Annotated in this window: 16 protein-coding genes; 5 read left to right on the forward strand and 11 right to left on the reverse strand. The window is 40.3% G+C overall.

Annotation, left to right across the window (positions count from 1 at the left end; all coding sequences use genetic code 11):
• Positions 1-12: 12 nt before the first annotated feature.
• The 9 genes from ACQQ5U_RS06790 to ACQQ5U_RS06830 all read right to left on the reverse strand — a co-directional run bounded on the left by ACQQ5U_RS06790 (position 13) and on the right by ACQQ5U_RS06830 (position 9,458).
• Positions 13-321 (reverse strand): hypothetical protein, encoded by a 309-nt coding sequence (locus ACQQ5U_RS06790; protein ID WP_437396222.1) that lies wholly within the window; start codon positions 319-321, stop codon positions 13-15.
• 56 nt (positions 322-377) lie between these two features.
• On the reverse strand, positions 378-1,136 hold the full coding sequence (locus ACQQ5U_RS06795) for a tetratricopeptide repeat protein (RefSeq protein ID WP_437396223.1): 759 nt from the start codon (positions 1,134-1,136) through the stop codon (positions 378-380).
• A gap of 2 nt (positions 1,137-1,138) precedes the next feature.
• On the reverse strand, positions 1,139-2,926 hold the full coding sequence (locus ACQQ5U_RS06800; protein ID WP_437396224.1) for a BatD family protein: 1,788 nt from the start codon (positions 2,924-2,926) through the stop codon (positions 1,139-1,141).
• Positions 2,926-3,819 (reverse strand): tetratricopeptide repeat protein, encoded by an 894-nt coding sequence (locus tag ACQQ5U_RS06805; RefSeq protein WP_437396680.1) that lies wholly within the window; start codon positions 3,817-3,819, stop codon positions 2,926-2,928. The genes ACQQ5U_RS06800 and ACQQ5U_RS06805 overlap by 1 nt, the downstream gene beginning before the upstream one ends.
• The gene (locus tag ACQQ5U_RS06810) at positions 3,812-4,855 is read right to left on the reverse strand and encodes a VWA domain-containing protein (protein ID WP_437396225.1); all 1,044 of its coding nucleotides are present in this window, start codon (positions 4,853-4,855) and stop codon (positions 3,812-3,814) included. The genes ACQQ5U_RS06805 and ACQQ5U_RS06810 overlap by 8 nt, the downstream gene beginning before the upstream one ends.
• Positions 4,856-4,858: 3 nt before the next feature.
• Entirely contained in the window at positions 4,859-5,857 is a 999-nt protein-coding gene (locus ACQQ5U_RS06815) for a vWA domain-containing protein (protein WP_437396226.1), read from the reverse strand.
• Positions 5,858-7,519 (reverse strand): hypothetical protein, encoded by a 1,662-nt coding sequence (locus tag ACQQ5U_RS06820; RefSeq protein ID WP_437396227.1) that lies wholly within the window; start codon positions 7,517-7,519, stop codon positions 5,858-5,860. It abuts the gene before it with no gap.
• Positions 7,519-8,385, reverse strand: a complete 867-nt coding sequence (locus tag ACQQ5U_RS06825; protein WP_437396228.1) for a DUF58 domain-containing protein — start codon at positions 8,383-8,385, stop codon at positions 7,519-7,521. The genes ACQQ5U_RS06820 and ACQQ5U_RS06825 overlap by 1 nt, the downstream gene beginning before the upstream one ends.
• Positions 8,386-8,456: 71 nt before the next feature.
• Positions 8,457-9,458, reverse strand: a complete 1,002-nt coding sequence (locus ACQQ5U_RS06830; RefSeq protein ID WP_437396229.1) for an AAA family ATPase — start codon at positions 9,456-9,458, stop codon at positions 8,457-8,459.
• Positions 9,459-9,617: 159 nt separating this feature from the next.
• On the opposite strand from ACQQ5U_RS06830, the gene ACQQ5U_RS06835 reads away from it, so the two are divergent.
• The 3 genes from ACQQ5U_RS06835 (at position 9,618) to ACQQ5U_RS06845 (ending at position 12,639) form a co-directional block, all read left to right on the forward strand.
• A complete protein-coding gene (locus tag ACQQ5U_RS06835) occupies positions 9,618-10,490 on the forward strand; it encodes an aldo/keto reductase (RefSeq protein ID WP_437396230.1) in 873 nt (290 codons plus the stop codon).
• A 12-nt stretch (positions 10,491-10,502) separates the two neighbouring features.
• Positions 10,503-11,258 carry an SDR family NAD(P)-dependent oxidoreductase gene (locus ACQQ5U_RS06840; RefSeq protein ID WP_437396231.1) on the forward strand — a complete coding sequence of 252 codons (756 nt, stop codon included), beginning with the start codon at positions 10,503-10,505 and terminating at the stop codon, positions 11,256-11,258.
• Positions 11,259-11,502: 244 nt separating this feature from the next.
• Positions 11,503-12,639 (forward strand): ATP-binding protein, encoded by a 1,137-nt coding sequence (locus tag ACQQ5U_RS06845; RefSeq protein WP_437396232.1) that lies wholly within the window; start codon positions 11,503-11,505, stop codon positions 12,637-12,639.
• On the opposite strand, the gene ACQQ5U_RS06850 is transcribed toward ACQQ5U_RS06845, so the two are convergent.
• Together ACQQ5U_RS06850 and ACQQ5U_RS06855 are read right to left on the reverse strand one after the other, a co-directional pair.
• Positions 12,636-14,555 (reverse strand): alpha-amylase family glycosyl hydrolase, encoded by a 1,920-nt coding sequence (locus ACQQ5U_RS06850; protein WP_437396233.1) that lies wholly within the window; start codon positions 14,553-14,555, stop codon positions 12,636-12,638. The genes ACQQ5U_RS06845 and ACQQ5U_RS06850 overlap by 4 nt on opposite strands.
• On the reverse strand, positions 14,556-15,500 hold the full coding sequence (locus tag ACQQ5U_RS06855; RefSeq protein WP_437396234.1) for a carbohydrate kinase family protein: 945 nt from the start codon (positions 15,498-15,500) through the stop codon (positions 14,556-14,558). It lies immediately after the preceding gene.
• A gap of 151 nt (positions 15,501-15,651) precedes the next feature.
• Here ACQQ5U_RS06855 and ACQQ5U_RS06860 point away from each other — a divergent pair, with 151 nt between their 5' ends.
• Positions 15,652-16,377 carry a metallophosphoesterase gene (locus ACQQ5U_RS06860; RefSeq protein WP_437396235.1) on the forward strand — a complete coding sequence of 242 codons (726 nt, stop codon included), beginning with the start codon at positions 15,652-15,654 and terminating at the stop codon, positions 16,375-16,377.
• Between the two features lie 45 nt (positions 16,378-16,422).
• The gene (locus ACQQ5U_RS06865; RefSeq protein WP_437396236.1) at positions 16,423-17,418 is read left to right on the forward strand and encodes an acyl-ACP desaturase; all 996 of its coding nucleotides are present in this window, start codon (positions 16,423-16,425) and stop codon (positions 17,416-17,418) included.
• Positions 17,419-17,427: the final 9 nt, after the last annotated feature.

Below are 17,427 nucleotides of genomic sequence, written 5' to 3' on the forward strand. Positions count from 1 at the left end.
TGAATTTTATGGTTAAACCAATTTTCGGGGAGGGGGGTCTAGGGTTTCAAGGGTAAACTCTAATATAACGAATACGTACCCTGATGTATTATCGTTCTTTTCCTGATTTAGCGATGGATCTGTAGAAAAGAAACTTTTTGACATAAAGTATTTGGCGTCAAAAGTGTTACTGGTCGAAGAGTCATGGGTATTATTCTCTTCTTCGGAAGAGCCAAGAACAATGGCAGTACTGTATTCCTTTCCCAAAAGGGGAATAAAAGATGATGTCAATAAAATTGATACCATCATGATAGAAATAAAAGGTATGGCCAGTATTCGCATTATCAAATGATTATCGCAAAATTAAGGTACGATTCAGATATATTTGTTAATAATGTCTAAAAATCTTTCAATGATTTAATATTGTCACTCAATAACCATCCTGTTTGCCCATCTGCAATGCGTATTCTCTTCCAATCGTCCAGTTCGTCCAAAATATTCACCTTTGTCCCTTCGTGGATGGTAAATACGCTATTGCTGTTGACATTGGGTTCGGAGTTTACGTTTACTTCTTTCGCAAAAACTATGGCGGGATCGTTATTTTTAAACTGCTGATAGTTGAGATAGGCCATCAAAATACAAACCACTCCAACAATCAACGAAAAGATACTCGAAATAAAAGCAGCCCTTTTTTGGTTGGCCGGTCTTAAAAAGTAATAGGCCATATAAGCCAAAACAAACAAAAATACCAAAGCAACTGCCAAATAGGCCCATCCATCATAGGAGAACAATCCCACAGCTGATTTATAGATTTTTGATATCTCGGTTGTTGGCACCTCTTCTATGGCATCCAACCTCATATTTTGTGCAAACCTTAAGTTGTCTTTTATTTCTTGGTTGTTGGGTGATAGCAATAACGCTTTTTCGTAGTAATAAATGCTTGGGCCAATGGAATTGAGCTTGTAATAACTATTCCCCAGATTAAAATATAACGATGCGGAATGTTTTCCATTTTCGAGGATTTGCTTGTAGTTTTCTATTGCTTTGGAGTATTCACCATTGTTGTAAAGCTCGGTAGCTTCATTAAACAGGGTTTCGTTTTGGGAATATCCAAGGGTAAACGAAAGGAGACATAATAAAAAAATAATCTTCTTCATGCTCATAGGTGCTTATCCAAATTAGAGATTACTTCACTTGCCTTTTCATAATCCTGTTGCATCTGAACATTGGAAAATGGACTATAGCGTGCCATTTCGCAATTGGTCAACAAACCAACGAAACCTTCAATATCAGATTTCTCGACACCTTTTTCGAAAAGAATATCGGTTATTTTGTCCTTGCTGAACTCGGAAGTCTCTATATGCAATTTAGCCTTTAAGTAATTGTGGAGTCCTTTTTCAAGTGCTACATAAAAGGCTTCTTTGTTCCCTAGTTCTTTTTTTGCTGTAGACAGATATTTCCGAGCTAATTTGTTGGCCTGTTTTATTCTGTTCCCGATTACATCGCTGGCAATAGCCTCTCTTTTTTTGAAAACCAAAATTGCTACTGGAATCAGTAAAAGAGGAGCAAGCAACAGAATAAAAAAGAGTCTTGAGCCAAAAAAGTGATTTACTCCTATAGGACCAAGGTTAGCATTGATATTGATAAAATGAAATTGTTCTCCCGTGGGTACCACTAATTGTTTATTGGCAGAAGGGCTTGCTGCATTGTCCGTGTTGCCTGCTGGTCCTTCAACAACCTCAATATTGATTTCATCGGAATTGATGCTTTCATATTTGCCATTACTAGGATTAAAATAGCTAAAAGAAATACTAGGTATTGGATATTTGCCCCTAAAGGACGGTACAATGGTGTAGTTGTTGGCCACTTTTCCTTCCATGCCAGTGCTGTATGTGCGAATATCTTCATCGTACTCAGGGTCATATACTTCCAATGAACTTGGAAGTTCAGGTTCAGGAAGTTGGAATAGCTTTAAGTTCCCTTTTCCGGAGACTTCAACTTTGGCTTGGAGCGATTCCGATGCATTCAGTTGCGTTTTACTTGTTGTCACGGAAAAATCAAAATCCCCGACTGCTCCGCTAAAATTGGCTGGCTTTCCTGCTTCTGGCAGGGGTTTTACGTTGATTGTTCTACTGCCTGCGGATACTGTTTTACTTGTTTGGGTGTAAATTCGACCACCAAAAAAGTCCCTTCTATTTGTAGGTACGTCCACAAAAATTTCCAGAGAAAGCGGCTCAATGTCCAACTTCCCTGATTTTTGAGGATAGAGGACAACTCGTTTTAAAACCACAAATCGGTAAGGTTTACCTTGGTAAGTGCCATTTTGTGCAGTGTGCTTGGTAACGGGAATGTCCTGGCTCCAAAAATTGTTGTACGTTGGATTGTCCAGCGGGCGATAATTGGTTACGCTTATGTTTGGACTGACGTATAGTTTATAGATAACGGTGACAGCTTCATTGAGATAGGGGTTTCCTTTGGAAACCTCGGCCACCAAATGAAGACTTTCATCGGCGACATCATCCACCGTTTTTTGGGAATTTGGCTTGTCGACCGCAGCGGTTACTTCAACTTTTTTAGGTGTTGTTTTATAGGTTTGCCCACCAATGTCTATGGTAGCTTGGTTTATGGTAAAATTACCTCTGGCGGTGGGCACCAAAATATAAGTGTAAGTTTTGGAAAAGCTACGTTTACCATTTACCCAAGAGGAACTAATAGACTGGGAGGGACCCATAACCACTTTGAAACCTTCAAACTGGGGTGGCTTAAAATTGTCGCCGTCTTTGTTCATTGTAAAATCTACGCGAAGACGTTCGTTTAGCCCCAATTCCTCTTTGCTCAAGTTCATGGTAAACGTAATTTCTTCGGCATTGTCTTGGGCATATGAATGTAGTCCTGTTAAAAGGAACATTCCCAAAATAAATAATATGTAGCCCTTTAGCACTTGCATTACCAGTCCTTTTCGTTTTTAACTTTTTTGCCTCGAACTTTACGGGCCTCCATTTTTTCCTGTACTTTTTTCTCTTCGTTTTGCATGGCCTCTAACAGATTTTGAATCTGTTGCTTGGAAAGTTGATTAGGCTTGGGCTGTTGTTTTTGGTCTTGGGGCTGATCTCCTTCATTAGGCTTTTTCTCTTGTTCTTTCTTTTCATCCCCATCGCCTTTTTGGTTTTCTTCAGGCTTGTCTTCTCCATTCTCCCCTTGGTCACCTTTGTCCTTGTTTTCATCTTCTTTCTGCTCGCCTTCGTCCTTTTTCTCGTTGTCTCCCCCTTCGTTGTTCTGGTCCTGGTTTTTATCCTTATCCTCGTTTTCCTGATCTTTTTTGTCTTGGTTGTCCTTGTTTTGGTCGTTCTTTTGCTCGTCTTGTTGTTTTTCCAACATCTTTTTGGCCAAAGCAAGATTATATCGCGTTTCGTCGTCTTCAGGATTGGCACGTAACGCCTGTTTGTAGGCTTCCACCGCCTTTTCGTATTCTTTGTTTTTCATGAACACGTTGCCCATGTTATGAAAAGCCTTATGTTTTTCTCTTTTGTCCGCTGCAGCATCACTAGCTTCCTTGTATCTGCCAAAGGCTTCGCCAAAACTATTCCTGTTGTAATAAGCGTTACCTAGATTAAATCGGGCAGCGGCATTTTTATCGCTTTTGGATATCGCTTTTCTGTAATCCGCTTCAGCAGTGATAAAATTGTTGGAGGTCAGTTGCTCATTGGCCTCATAGGTAAGGTTAGTGGAGGCCTGTAATGCTTTTTCCGCTTCTTTGTTCGCTTGTTCGGTGAGGTCATCCTGTGCTTGTACAATCCCGAAACATAGCAATAGTCCGAATGTCAACTTTATCTTATTCATCATGTTCATTAAAAAGATTCAGTTTTTTCAACCATTGTGTTTTTCTATCCAAAACGAAGATGTCCAAAAATAGAAATAAAAAGCCTGCGGCAAGAAACCATTGAAATTGGTCTTTGTACTCCGCAAATTGCTTAGCGTCAAATTCCGTTTTGTCCATTCGGTTCAGTTCTTCTTTGATGTATTCCACAGCGTTTTCCGTGTTGGAACCATCAATATATTCGCCATTGCCCCTATCTGCAATCTCTGTCAATACGTTTTCGTTCAATTTGGTAATGACAACTTCCCCTTGATTGTCCTTTTTCAAACTTTCAACAATTCCATTTCTTTTAATGGGAATTGGGGCTCCTTTAGGTTTACCAACACCTATGGTGTACAAACGAATCCCATTTTGTGTGGCTTTTTCAACAGCATTGATAGTGGAGCTTTCGGAGTGATCCTCTCCATCAGAAACAATAAAGAGTACTCTATTCGTTTGCTGGGAATCATCGTAGTAGGTACTTGCCAAATCTATGGCGGCGTTGATAGCGGTCCCCTGGGATGAAAGCATATCGGTGTTCATGCTCTGCAAAAACATCTTAGCGGCACCATAGTCCGTGGTAATGGGCAGTTGTGGATAAGCCTGTCCTGCGTATGCGATGATTCCGATTCGGTCACTGGCCAATTGGTTGATGATTTCCGAAACAATGCGTTTGGCTTTTTCCAATCGGTTGGGGGCAATATCCTCTGCCAACATACTTTTGGAAACATCAATGGCGAATACAATGTCCACACCTTCACGCTTTACGGTTTCTAGTTTTGTCCCGATTTTGGGGTTTACCAATCCTAAAACTAGAAATACGAGCCCGGCCAATAGAAAGGTCAATTTTACTGTCGATTTAAAACTGGACCTGTTCGGGGCCAATCGCTTTAAAAGGGACGAGTCTGCAAAACGTTTTTGTGTTTTTTTCTTCCAGATTTGAAGAAAAAAGAACGTCAGGGCCATAATTGGAATTATGGCCAAGAGGTAGAAATATATTTTTTCGTCAAACTGAATCATTCTCTAAATAAAGCTTTTAAATATGGAATTTCGCAATCCCCATTCCAACAACAATAAAATCCCGGCCAAGAAAATCAAAGGCCTAAATTTTTCCTCGTACTTGTAATATTTGAATTCCTCTATTTCTGTTTTTTCCAATTTATTGATCTCATCATAAATCTCTTCCAAAGATTCATTGTCGGTAGCACGGAAATATTTTCCTCCGGTTACTTCTGCAATTTCTTTGAGCAATTCTTCATCAATTTCCACTTGTCGCATACCGTATCTGAAAGAACCATCCCTGTTGTAAGCGATGGGAGATAATGCATTTCCGTTGGTTCCCAGACCAATAGTGTATGTTTTAATCCCAAACTCCACCGCCAAGTCAGCAGCAGTTCTGGGTTCAATAAAGCCAGAATTATTGACACCATCCGTTAAAAGAATGATAACTTTACTTACTGCTTTGCTTTCTTTTAATCGATTTACCGATGTTGCAAGACCCATTCCAATGGCAGTACCATCTTCAAGCTCACCATAGGTAATGTCTTCAAGGGCATTTAAAACAATCGTCTTGTCACTTGTAATAGGTGTCTTGGTATAGCTTTCCCCGGCATAACCGACCAAACCAATGCGATCGTTCGGGCGTTCTTCTATAAAATTTGCCGCCACATCCTTAAGTGCGGACAAGCGGTTAGGCTTTAGGTCACGGGCCAACATACTGGAAGAAACATCAATGGCCATTACAATATCGATACCCTTTGTGGTTTTGGTCCGTGTTGAGATATCTTCGGTCTGAGGTCGGGCCAAAGCGGTTATAATTGCAGCTAAGGCCAACAACCGAATACCAAAGAGAACAGGTTTTAATTTTGAGGCCCAACCGGTCACTGTAAATCCTTTGATACTTGAAATGCGCAGAGACGCCATTTCATTTTTCCGTTTGAAAAAATACCATAGCAAAGCCAATGGCAGCAAAAGAAGCAGCCAGAAAAATTCAGGATTTGCAAATTCTATATTCTCAAACATCTATGCTTGTGTTTTTACGTCTAAACTGTTCAAAATTCGGTCTACGATCTGCTCTGCATATTCATCGCCTTCTTCCCAGGTAATCACCACTTGTTGGATAAAACCTTTGCCACCAAAAGAAAGAATACTGTACTTCGCTTTTTTGGAATCGCCATTAGGTCTTTCCAAAGTTCCGGTGCCAAAGGTTTTCATTCCCTTTACACCAGATTGGGTGACGTACTCTTCTTGTTTGGTGATGATATTTTTCAGCCCCAGTTGTTCAAAATTGTTAAGGGTTGAACCAATTACAGTATCAAATTGGGGATCTTCTTTTTGTTCTTTAAAAGTGATGGAGCTGGTACTTACCGAAAATATTCCCACATAACTTCCATATGAGAAAGCCTGAAGCTCTTTGATCAACTCTTGAGTTTCCTTGGGAAGCTCCACATCTCGACGCACCAAAACATCGGGTGTTTCCAATTGAATGGGTGGGAAGCCATAGGAGCTAGCTACCCATTCGCCTTCCAAAAGTTCTTTGGTGGGGTAACCGAACACGGTATCCTTAACTTGTTTGAAACCAAAATAGGCTACAGAAAACACACTGCTCAAAACAATGATTCCTGCAAAAATTGCAGCGGCCAAGTAAATTCTTTTTCGTTGTTTTTTCTTGGCCAGCTCTTCCAGATATTCTTCATCCAGGAGTAAATCCTCCTCAGTGGGTTCTGGCAAAGCTTCGTGGGTTTTGGTCACGATTTGCTCAACTACCATTCTGTCTTGCTCGGCAACGGATGTAGCGGGTTTGGATTTGGCAAATTTCACCAAATCCGCTGTCTGTAATATTTTTTGGAATTGTTGCAACGTATCATCTTCCAATTTAAGTTCGCCTGCATCCCGCAACATTTCCAGTTTAGTGATGAGTTCGGAAGTAGTACTTTCCATAGCCGAGACGTGTACATCTTCTTCCAAATAAGACCTTACAATATCAGTAAGTTCCGAATAGTATTGTTTGTACTCGTCCTGGATAAGGTACTTTGAGTTCTCCAACTTTTTTAGCTCCATAAGGGCTCGGTCATATGGCGGTAGCAAAGCCACTTTTTCCTCTTCGGTCAAAGGTTTCTTCCTTAAAAAGAACCAATAGACCAATCCTCCGATTACAACCAATCCTAAAAGTATCCAAAGTGCGGTTAGCCACATATCGGCAGTACTTCGCTCTACCTCTATCAGGGGTTTGATATCGTACATCTTCTGTTTGGTGGTATCCACCACCACATCGGCAACCTTAACTTGAAAAGAGTCCGTAAAAAATGGTTGTTCGTTGATAGCGATTCGTTGTGGGGGAATCGTGTACGCACCACTATCAAATTGGGTTAAGGAATATATTTTTTGAAGAATAACCTTCTCATCATTTTTTAGGGTATCGGCCATAATGGCTTCTACAGTTTCCAACGGGGAAAAGGTTTGTCCTTCGGGAAAGAAAACTACATCGGTAGAGTCTGCCTCGACCGTTATTTTGTATTGGATTTGCTCCCCAATTTTAATGGTAAGTGTATCCACTTCGGCATCAACTTTGGGACCAGTTTGGGAAAAACCAACCGTGGGCATCAGCAATAGAAACATCAAAACACCCCAGATGGATAGGAGGCTTTTGGCGATTCTTATTTTATGTAGACCATCTATTCGCATTATCCTCTTCGTTTAAAATACCCCAATAGTTTTTTTACATAGCTTTCATCCGCTCGACAATTGATTACCCCGCACCCTGATTTATTAAAGGCATTGGTGAAATAGGCCACTTTGTCTTTGTAATGTTGTCCGTAGGCCAATCTCACTTGTTTGGATTGGGTGTTCACCAACTGAATTTCCCCTGTTTCGGCATCCTGCATTTGCACCATGCCCAGATTTGGGATGGTTTCTTCACGTTCATCATAAACTCGGATACCCGTTACATCGTGTTTGTTGCCCACAATGCGCAAAGTGTTGTCGTAGTTGTCGGCAATAAAATCTGAAAGCACAAAAACAATAGCTTTTTTCTTCATTACGTTGGTAAGGAACTTTAAAGCTTCTGCAAGATTTGTTTCGCTACTTTTTGGGTGGAATTCCAACAACTCCCTGATGATTCGAAGTACGTGGCTTTTTCCTTTTTTTGGTGGAATGAAAAGTTCTACTTCATCAGAAAAAAGTATTAACCCTACCTTATCGTTATTCTGAAGCGCCGAAAAGGCAAGAGTGGCCGATATCTCGGTGATGATTTCTTTTTTGAACTGGTTGGACGTACCAAAAAGTTCCGACCCGCTCACATCTACCATGAGCATCATCGTAAGTTCGCGCTCTTCTTCAAAAACCTTTACGTAGGGTTCGTTGTAACGTGCGGTAACGTTCCAGTCAATACTGCGGACATCATCCCCAAACTGATACTGGCGTACTTCGCTGAACGTCATCCCCCGACCTTTGAACGTAGAATGGTATTCCCCACCAAAAATATGGTCGGAAAGACGCCGGGTCTTTATTTCAATTTTACGTACTTTTTTTAGTAGTTCCTTTGTATCCATTTGGTTCAAAAAAATAGGTTTTCGGGTTGGTTAAAAGTATTGCTACTTATATTCCGATAAACATTGAACCGCTAAGGCACCTCTACCTCGTTTACAATCTTGTTGATGATTTCTTCGGAAGTAATATTTTCTGCCTCGGCCTCGTAGGTGATTCCGATTCGGTGACGCAGCACATCGTGCACCACGGCCCTTACATCTTCAGGAACCACATAACCTCTTCTCTTAATAAATGCGTAGCACTTGGATGCTTTGGCCAAGTTGATACTACCCCTTGGAGAAGCACCAAAACTGATAAGTGGCTTCAGGCTTTCCAAATTGTATTTTTCAGGGTAACGCGTAGCAAAGATGAGGTCGAGAATATATTTTTCAATTTTTTCATCCATGTAAACCTCACCAACTGTAGCTTGGGCTCTTAAAATTTGCTCCAAGGATACTACGGGCTTTATAGGCTCGGTTTCACCTTTAAGGTTTTGTCGGATAATGAGTTGCTCCTCGTTCAATTTTGGATAGTCAATCACGGTTTTCAGCATAAACCTATCCACTTGTGCTTCAGGTAATGGGTAAGTACCTTCTTGTTCTACCGGGTTTTGTGTTGCCATTACCAAAAAGGGGGCATCCAATATAAATGTTTCGTCACCAATGGTTACCTGCTTTTCCTGCATGGCCTCCAAAAGTGCTGATTGTACTTTTGCGGGAGCCCTGTTAATCTCATCGGCCAAAACAAAGTTGGCGAAGATAGGCCCTTTTTTAATGGAGAAATCGTTCTCTTTTATATTGTAGATCAGTGTACCGATAACGTCGGCAGGTAAAAGATCCGGAGTAAACTGAATTCTGCTAAAACTTCCCTTTACCGCTTTGGCCAAAGTATTAATCGCCAATGTTTTTGCCAATCCGGGAACACCTTCGAGCAGAATATGGCCTTTACCTAAAAGACCAATCAACAGACGTTCCACCATGTGTGTCTGACCCACAATGGCTTTGTTCATCTCAACCGTTAAAAGGTCAATAAAAGCGCTTTCCTGGGCGATTTTTTCATTCACAGCACTAATATCAATAGTAGTGTTTTCTTCCATTATATACTTTTATTGTTTGGTGTTAATGTCGGGGTTTTTACTAAGGTGTGCAAAATGAAAATTTATTTAAAACCTGCCTGTTAATTAATGGTTAAAAAAAACGCTAAACCCCTAGTTTTATGAAGGATTTAAGGGTTTAATTTTATACTTTCAGCACATATGGAACAGACAACGAATTTTTCCCGCATTATATCGGGAGCGATGACATGGGGCAGTTGGGGAAAAAAACTTTCCAAAAAAGAAATGGTGGCGTTGATGCGCCATGGTATAGAATGTGGGCTTACAACTTTTGATCATGCCGACATTTACGGAAGCTACTCCACCGAAGTAGATTTTGGTGAGGCGTTCGTGGATAGTGGAATAAAAAGAGAGGATATTCAGCTTATCACCAAATGTGGTATCCAAATGACGCGTGGTAGGGGTAATCGAATCAATCATTATCAATACGACAAGGACTACATCATTTGGTCGGCTGAAGAGTCTTTGAAAAAGTTGAAAACCGATTATTTGGACTTCTTTTTGATGCACAGGCCAAGTCCGTTAATGGAACCCGAAGAGATGGCAGAAGCTGCACAGCAATTGTTTCAAAGCGGAAAAATAAAACAGTTTGGGGTGTCCAATTTCACACCATCCCAAGTGGCTATGTTGGAAACTGCCATTCCCGTTGAAGGGAACCAGGTCGAATTTTCTCTGACACATCGAGACCCAATGTATGATGGAACTTTTGATGACTGCATAGCCAATAAAAGAATGGCCATGGCCTGGAGCCCTTTGGGGTCATTTTTTAGGGAAACGGATGAACAAGCGACTCGTATAAAAGAAGCGATTGGCCCGTTGATGGAGAAGTACCATGCAGACGAGAGCCAGTTGCTTTTGGCATGGATTTTAAAACATCCTGCTAAAGTGCATCCGGTCATAGGCACGACAAATAAAAAAAGAATGGAATTGGCCGCAGAGGCCAGCAAAATAGAATTGGAACTTCAAGATTGGTTCACCCTTTTGGTGGCAGGCCAAGGACATGATGTTCCATAAAAAATATAAAAAATGAAAAAAACAGCACTAATAACTGGAGCTACAAGTGGAATAGGTAAAGCAACAGCAGAACTTTTTGCAAAGCAAGGATTCAATTTAATTCTATGTGGGCGTAGACAAGAACGTTTGGAAGAACTCAAAAATGAACTGAGGAGAGATACTGCAATTTTCACGCTTAATTTTGATGTAAGAAATCGAGAAGATGTGTTTTCAGCTATTGAAAATTTACCCAAGGAGTTTTCAGAAATTGATATTTTAGTGAACAATGCTGGGAATGCACATGGACTGGATCCTATCGACAAGGGCAATCCGGATGATTGGGATGCTATGTTGGATATTAACGTAAAAGGATTGTTGTACATGTCCAAAGCTATTATTCCAAAAATGGTGGAACGCAAATCTGGACATATCATCAACATAGGTTCTACGGCGGGCAAGGAAGTTTACCCGAACGGAAACGTGTACTGTGCCAGTAAGCATGCTGTAGATGCCATTAACCAAGGCATGCGGATAGATTTAAATGCTTACGGAATACGCGTAGGTGCCGTTAATCCTGGATTGGTGGAAACAGAATTCAGCGATGTTCGTTTTAAGGGGGATTCGGAAAAAGCCTCTAAAGTGTATAAAGGTTTTCAACCCTTAAAACCTGAAGATATTGCGGATATCATCCTTTTTGTGGTCACGCGTCCTTATCATGTTAATATTGCTGACCTTGTGGTAATGCCTACCGCGCAAGCGAGCAGCACAATCGTCAACAAAAATGGTTGATAGTTAGAAGTTCATTTAAAAAGAGCAAAATTAATGATGGCCAAAAGCTAAAACGGTCAGTTCGAGTTTTTTCCAAAGTAAAAAGTATCGAGAACAAGGTTTGTGCTTATAAAAATTCTTTTCTCGATACAATTTTTTGACCTTCGGTTCAAAAACCACTCGAAATGATGAATTTTTATCAAAACACATTACGGTTTAATGAACATGTTTTTTATCCGCAACTCGAATCACGAAACCTTAAATTATGATCAATAAACGCCTACTCGTAAAAAACCTGTTAGCCCACAACGACGAAAATAGTTTTTACGACAAAAAGCGTTTTATATCCATTGGTGAAAAAGAAGGAAAGGCCAAGTTTTTAAAACATGTCTGTGCCTTGGCCAACAGCAATCCAAAGAACAATTCTTTTATTGTAATAGGGGTAGAGGACGAAGATAATACGATTGTAGGTGTCGATTTTTTTGATGACAGTAAAATCCAGAACCTTGTAAATGCCTATTTGGATAATCCGCCTTTAATTTCCTATGAAAACATTCCTTTTCCCCATTTGCCCGAAGGGAAGGTGGTCGGTCTGGTCACCATTAGATCCAACGGAAAAGTCTGCGCTTTGCGCAAAAATATTTGGAAGTATTATGGTGGTGCTGTTTTCTTTAGGGAAGGGAGCATCAGCCTACCGAAAGCCTTTGATGTTGAGCTGAAGAACATTAATGCCGATAAGGTAGCCACCATAGAGCAGCATGCCCGGAACAATATCGAATACACTTTGGACGCCGTTCTAAATTTTTTTAATACACGGCACCCGGACTTAACTAGTGATTACAAAGTTTTCAAAGAACAATTCGTGGTCTGTTGGGCAGGGAACAAGAAAAAAGTAAAGGGTAAAACCTACTATTCCAGAGTAGACATAGAACTCATCAACGAACAAGTAAAACTTTTCTATTCCGCTTTGGACGAAATAACCATAGACTATGATGATGATTCGTTCAAAACCTTGGAGTATGTTCAACTGGGGTTGGGTTCACAACAAAAATATTATCCATTGGAAGAAATGGTAATCACATTTTCGGACAATGGTAAGTACACCATTAACAGTAAATTGCTATTTGAACCGCCGCAGTTTGACAAAAAAACGCTTTACCACGTGTACAATACCAACAATGCACTGCTCAAAAAGTTAGAAAACCATATTCCATTGACAGATTCGGAACATACAGATATGACTCATCTGCCGGCAACCTATCTTATTTGTTATTTGAATGGTTTTGAAGAAGCCAAGGATAAAATGAATAATTCACGGGCATTAATAAAAGCTTATGATAGCCATGTGTATCAATCGTTAAAGGAGTCACAGCGAATTTTAAGGAAGGTACATTACGCCTAATCTCTTTTTAACCAGATCATTTGATAAGGAGCAATTTCCAAAAGTCCACTGTTTAACTCTATTTTTTCGTCGGACACCATGTCCAAAGGTTCTCCTTTGCTGAAATAGCCGAGTTTTTTTATCCAACTACTATCTATGACCTGTGGGTTTTCATCAAAATTGCATATAACAAGCAACCCCTCTTGGTCTTGAGTTCTTTCAAATGATAAAATATGGTCATTGCCCGTGTGGTACAATTCCAGATTGTTGTTGTCGGCAAAAACCATGTTATTTTTTCTGATTTTGATGAGTTTTTGCAAGGTTTGGAATATTTTGGACTGGGGTAGGTTCTGATTGTCCAGTTTTGAAATGGTTTCCCAATCCTGCATGGGGCGATTTACCCAGCGACTATCCCCTTTTTTGGATGCATCATTTTGGAAGGAATAATCGTTTAAAGAGCCAATTTCATCACCGGCGTAAATCAGGGGAATTCCACCAAAAGCCAAAGTAATTCCGTGCAACATAATGATTTTATTCACCGATTCCTCCAGTAAACTTTCATCTTTGGTTGCCAAAGCCTTTTCCAGTCCCAATAACGATGCTGCACTTCCAGTGATGCGCCCATCGCCTGTTTTTGGGTTGTACATAAAAAGCATTCCTGTTGATGGGGACCAATCCAATCGTTGGCAATAGTAATCCAATAAAAATTTACGGTGCATCCCGGGATTCCAACCCAATTCTTCAATGAGGTGGTTTTCGTATCCCAGTCCAATATCATCGTGGCAACGGATATAGTTGATCCAAGTACAATCTTTGGGTTTTGGCGGCACATGCATCAAACTTTTATAGAGTAATTGAGTTTTTTTGGTAGCAATGGAATTCCATAATAGTGCCATTAGCGAGGCATTATAGGCGACTTCACATTCGTTGCCCCGTTTTTCTTCTTCTCCAAAATATTTTACAATGTCCATTGGGGCCACAATGGCCTCTGCCAAAAGAATGGTGCCCGGGGCCACCACTTGTAAACACATTCGGAATAGGGAAATCAGGTTGTGTGCTTCGGGTAGGTTTTGTGAAATTGTCCCGATTTTTTTCCAAAGAAAGGCGAGGGCATCAAAACGGACCACATCCACGCCCATGTCCGTTAACTTTACCAAATTGGTGAGCATCTCCAAAAAAACTTCGGGATTGGTATAGTTTAGGTCCCATTGATAACTGTTGAATACCGTCATCACCCATTTTTCCATTTCGGGGATATAGGTAAAATTGCCTGGTGAGGTTTCTGGGAAGACTTCTGGCAAGGTTTTTTCAAATTCCTGTGGAATAGTGTAATCCTCAAAAGTGTAGTAATAGCCCTGGTATTTTTTATCGCCCTTTATGGCTTTTTTGGCCCAAGAAAATTCATTGGAGGTATGGTTCACTACGAAATCGAGCATCAAATAAATACCATTGTTACGGAACGCTATGGTCAATTCAAGCAGATCTTCCTTGGAGCCATATTTTTTATCCACCTGAAGGTAGCTGTTCACGGCGTACCCACCATCACTTTCCCCTTTGGGTCTGGTAGTGATGGGCATTAGGTGTAAAAAGTTTATCCCTAATTTTTTAAAGTAGGGTATTTTTTCTTCCAACCCTTTTAGGTCTTTGTTGAAATGCTCCACATACAATTGCATGCCAACAAGATTTTCTGACTGGTACCAATTTCCAGATTTCAATCTCTCCAAATCTTGATTCCTTAACTCTTCCGGTCTGTCCAAAAACAACTTGGGAAGAAGTTTCAATAGCTTCTGAAAGTGTTTTCTGTGACGATCTTCGGAGTAGAGGGAAAAGAACTGTTTTTGAATCAAGGTAAGGTTGGTGGCCAACCGAAGGTCAAAAAGTTCTTTAGTGTCTCTCCCTTTTTGAGAAAGTAATCTATGTAGTTTGGCTTGGTTCATCTACTTTTCGAGCTGATCTTTTGTAGGCAAGGCCACAATGGCTCCGTAATTTGTCGTGGTTATTGCCCCGGCTTTATTGGCTTTGACCACCATATTTTCAACTAAAGAAAAATCCTCAAAGATAGGTTCAAAATTACCCAAATCGGAAATTTGATAGAGCAAACATCCTATAAATGCATCTCCTGCACCTGTAGTGTCAATAGGATTCACTGGAACACTTGGAATTATTTTTTTAGAGCCATTCATACTTAAAAGAGTTCCATCTTTTCCTAAGGTAACGGTAATGATTTTTGTTCCCGCTTTATGCAGTACATCACAGGCTTCATGTAAATCTTCTTTGCCCGAAATTAATTGTGCTTCTTCAAGACTGAATTTGCACAGGTGCGATTTCTCCACAAAGGGCATGCATTTTTTTATGAAGGTTTCTTCATTATCTTTCCAAAGATCTCCTCTAAAATTGGGATCAAAACATATGAACATTTCCTTGGTAAGTCCATCAAAAAGATATTTGGTGTACGTTTTTTCCAAGGGTCCTCCCAAAAGAGCTGTTGCAGCACCCAAGTGAAGAATGTTTCCGGGGAGATTTTTTCTTAGGTCAGGGTTGTATTTAAGTTCCTTATCCGCACCCCTACTAAAAACAAAATCACGCTCCCCGTCTTCGGAAAGTGAAACAAAGGCAAGTGTGGTAAATGTTTTAGAAAGTTGGGCCAGTGAAATATCGACTCCTTCATTTTTAAGGGTTTCCAAAAGGAATTTTCCAAATGGATCTTCCCCAACGCATCCGATAAAGATTCCATTTCCCCCCAATTTGGATATGGCACAAGCCACATTGGCCGGGGCACCACCTGCTTTTTTTGTGAATTCAGTGGCTTTGGAAAGGTCACTTCCTTGCCGTTCAGCGACAAAATCAATTAACAATTCACCAATGCAGTATACTTTCTTCATATTGTTTCGAAATATTCTAAGGTACATAGAAAATTATACCACCTCCAAAAATCAGTTAGGTTTATTTGAATTGTTGGTTAAATACGTGATAAAGCCACTATGATTTTTCATCAGCCAACCATTTGTGTGTAATATTGCGAAAAACTTTTCTATGCGGACACTTGTAGTGGGCGACATCCATTCTGGGGTGAGAGCTTTGGAACAACTTATGGTCAAGGCAAAGGTTACCTCTAATGATCATATCATTTTTTTGGGTGATTATGTGGATGCTTGGAGTACAGCAGTTGAAACGGTTGATTTTTTGATTCAGTTACAAAGTGAATACACTTGCACGTTCATTCGCGGAAATCATGATGAACTTTGCAGGGCTTGGTTGGTAGATCAAAAAGAAAACCCACAATGGTTGGCCCATGGGGGAACAGCTACTAGAAACAGTTATTTAAATGCCGATAGGGACAAATGGGATGTGCACCTCAAGTTTTATGAAGAGTTGAAAAACCACTATCTGGCTGAGGACAACCGCTTGTATTTGCATGCTGGATATACCAACCTAAAAGGAATAGATTACGAGTATTTTGAACAGTCTTTTTATTGGGATAGAACCTTATGGGAACTTGCTACCGCGCTAAACCCGGATTTAAAGCCTTCCGATCCTAAATTTCCAAAACGCTTGTCGCATTATAAAGAAGTGTTTATAGGTCACACACCTTTGTCCAAAAACGAATTTGTTCAGCCACAAAACAAGGCCAATGTCTGGAATGTGGATACCGGTGCCGCATTTATGGGTGGACTGACAATGATGGATGTAGAAACCAAGGAATATTGGCAAAGTGACCCAGTGCATACGTTTTATCCCGGTGAAAGAGGAAGAAATTAACGTTTATTCATTAAATTATGAAGACCTTTGTAAAAAACCCCATGTATGTCGATTAAAAATGTAAGATTGGAAGTAATGCAGGCGATTGAACCCAAAGTTGAAGGGTTTATTGATGAATTTCTTATACCAACGGAAAAAATATGGCAACCTACTGATTTCTTGCCAGATTCACAAAGCGATAATTTTTTTGATGAAATAGAGCAGATTAGAGGCGAAGCCAAGGAATTGGGCTATGATTTTTGGGTTACTCTTGTAGCTGACACTATTACAGAAGAAGCACTCCCAACCTATGAATCTTGGTTAATGGATGTTGAAGGGATTGACCAACATAATGGTAAGGATAATGGGTGGAGCAAATGGGTGCGTGCTTGGACCGCCGAGGAGAATAGGCACGGAGACGTTTTAAACAAATATTTATATCTCTCAGGTCGTGTAAATATGCGCGAGATTGAAATTACCACGCAACATTTAATTTCTGATGGGTTTGATATTGGAACAGATAGAGACCCATACAAAAACTTTGTATATACTTCCTTTCAGGAGCTTGCTACCAATATCTCGCACAAAAGAGTGGGAAAAATGGCCAGAAAGAAGGGGAATGCTCTTCTAGCTAAAATGTGTACCATTATTGCCGGGGATGAGATGAGACATCATTTAGCATATCGGGAATTTGTAAAGACCATTATGGGACAAGATCCGGATGGAATGGTGTTGGCATTTGCCGATATGATGAAGAAAAAGATTGTAATGCCAGCCCATTTTTTAAGGGAATCTGGAGGAAGTATTGGCGAGGCGTTCGAGCAGTTTTCCAACTGTGCCCAACGTTTGGGGGTTTATACTGCACAGGACTATATTGATATTTTGAAGAAGCTGAATGATTACTGGGATATAGGAAACCTAAGAGGACTTTCGGAACAGGCTGAAAAAGCTAGGGTTTATTTAATGAAACTTCCGGAAAGGCTGGAGCGTATCTCCCAGCGTATGCAATTTTCTCAACAGCAGTATACTTTTAAATGGGTAGAAGCAAACGGAATGTTATAAAGAAAAGTC

This window comes from Flagellimonas lutimaris, assembly GCF_051494225.1.
GTDB classification, from domain to species: domain Bacteria; phylum Bacteroidota; class Bacteroidia; order Flavobacteriales; family Flavobacteriaceae; genus Flagellimonas; species Flagellimonas lutimaris_A.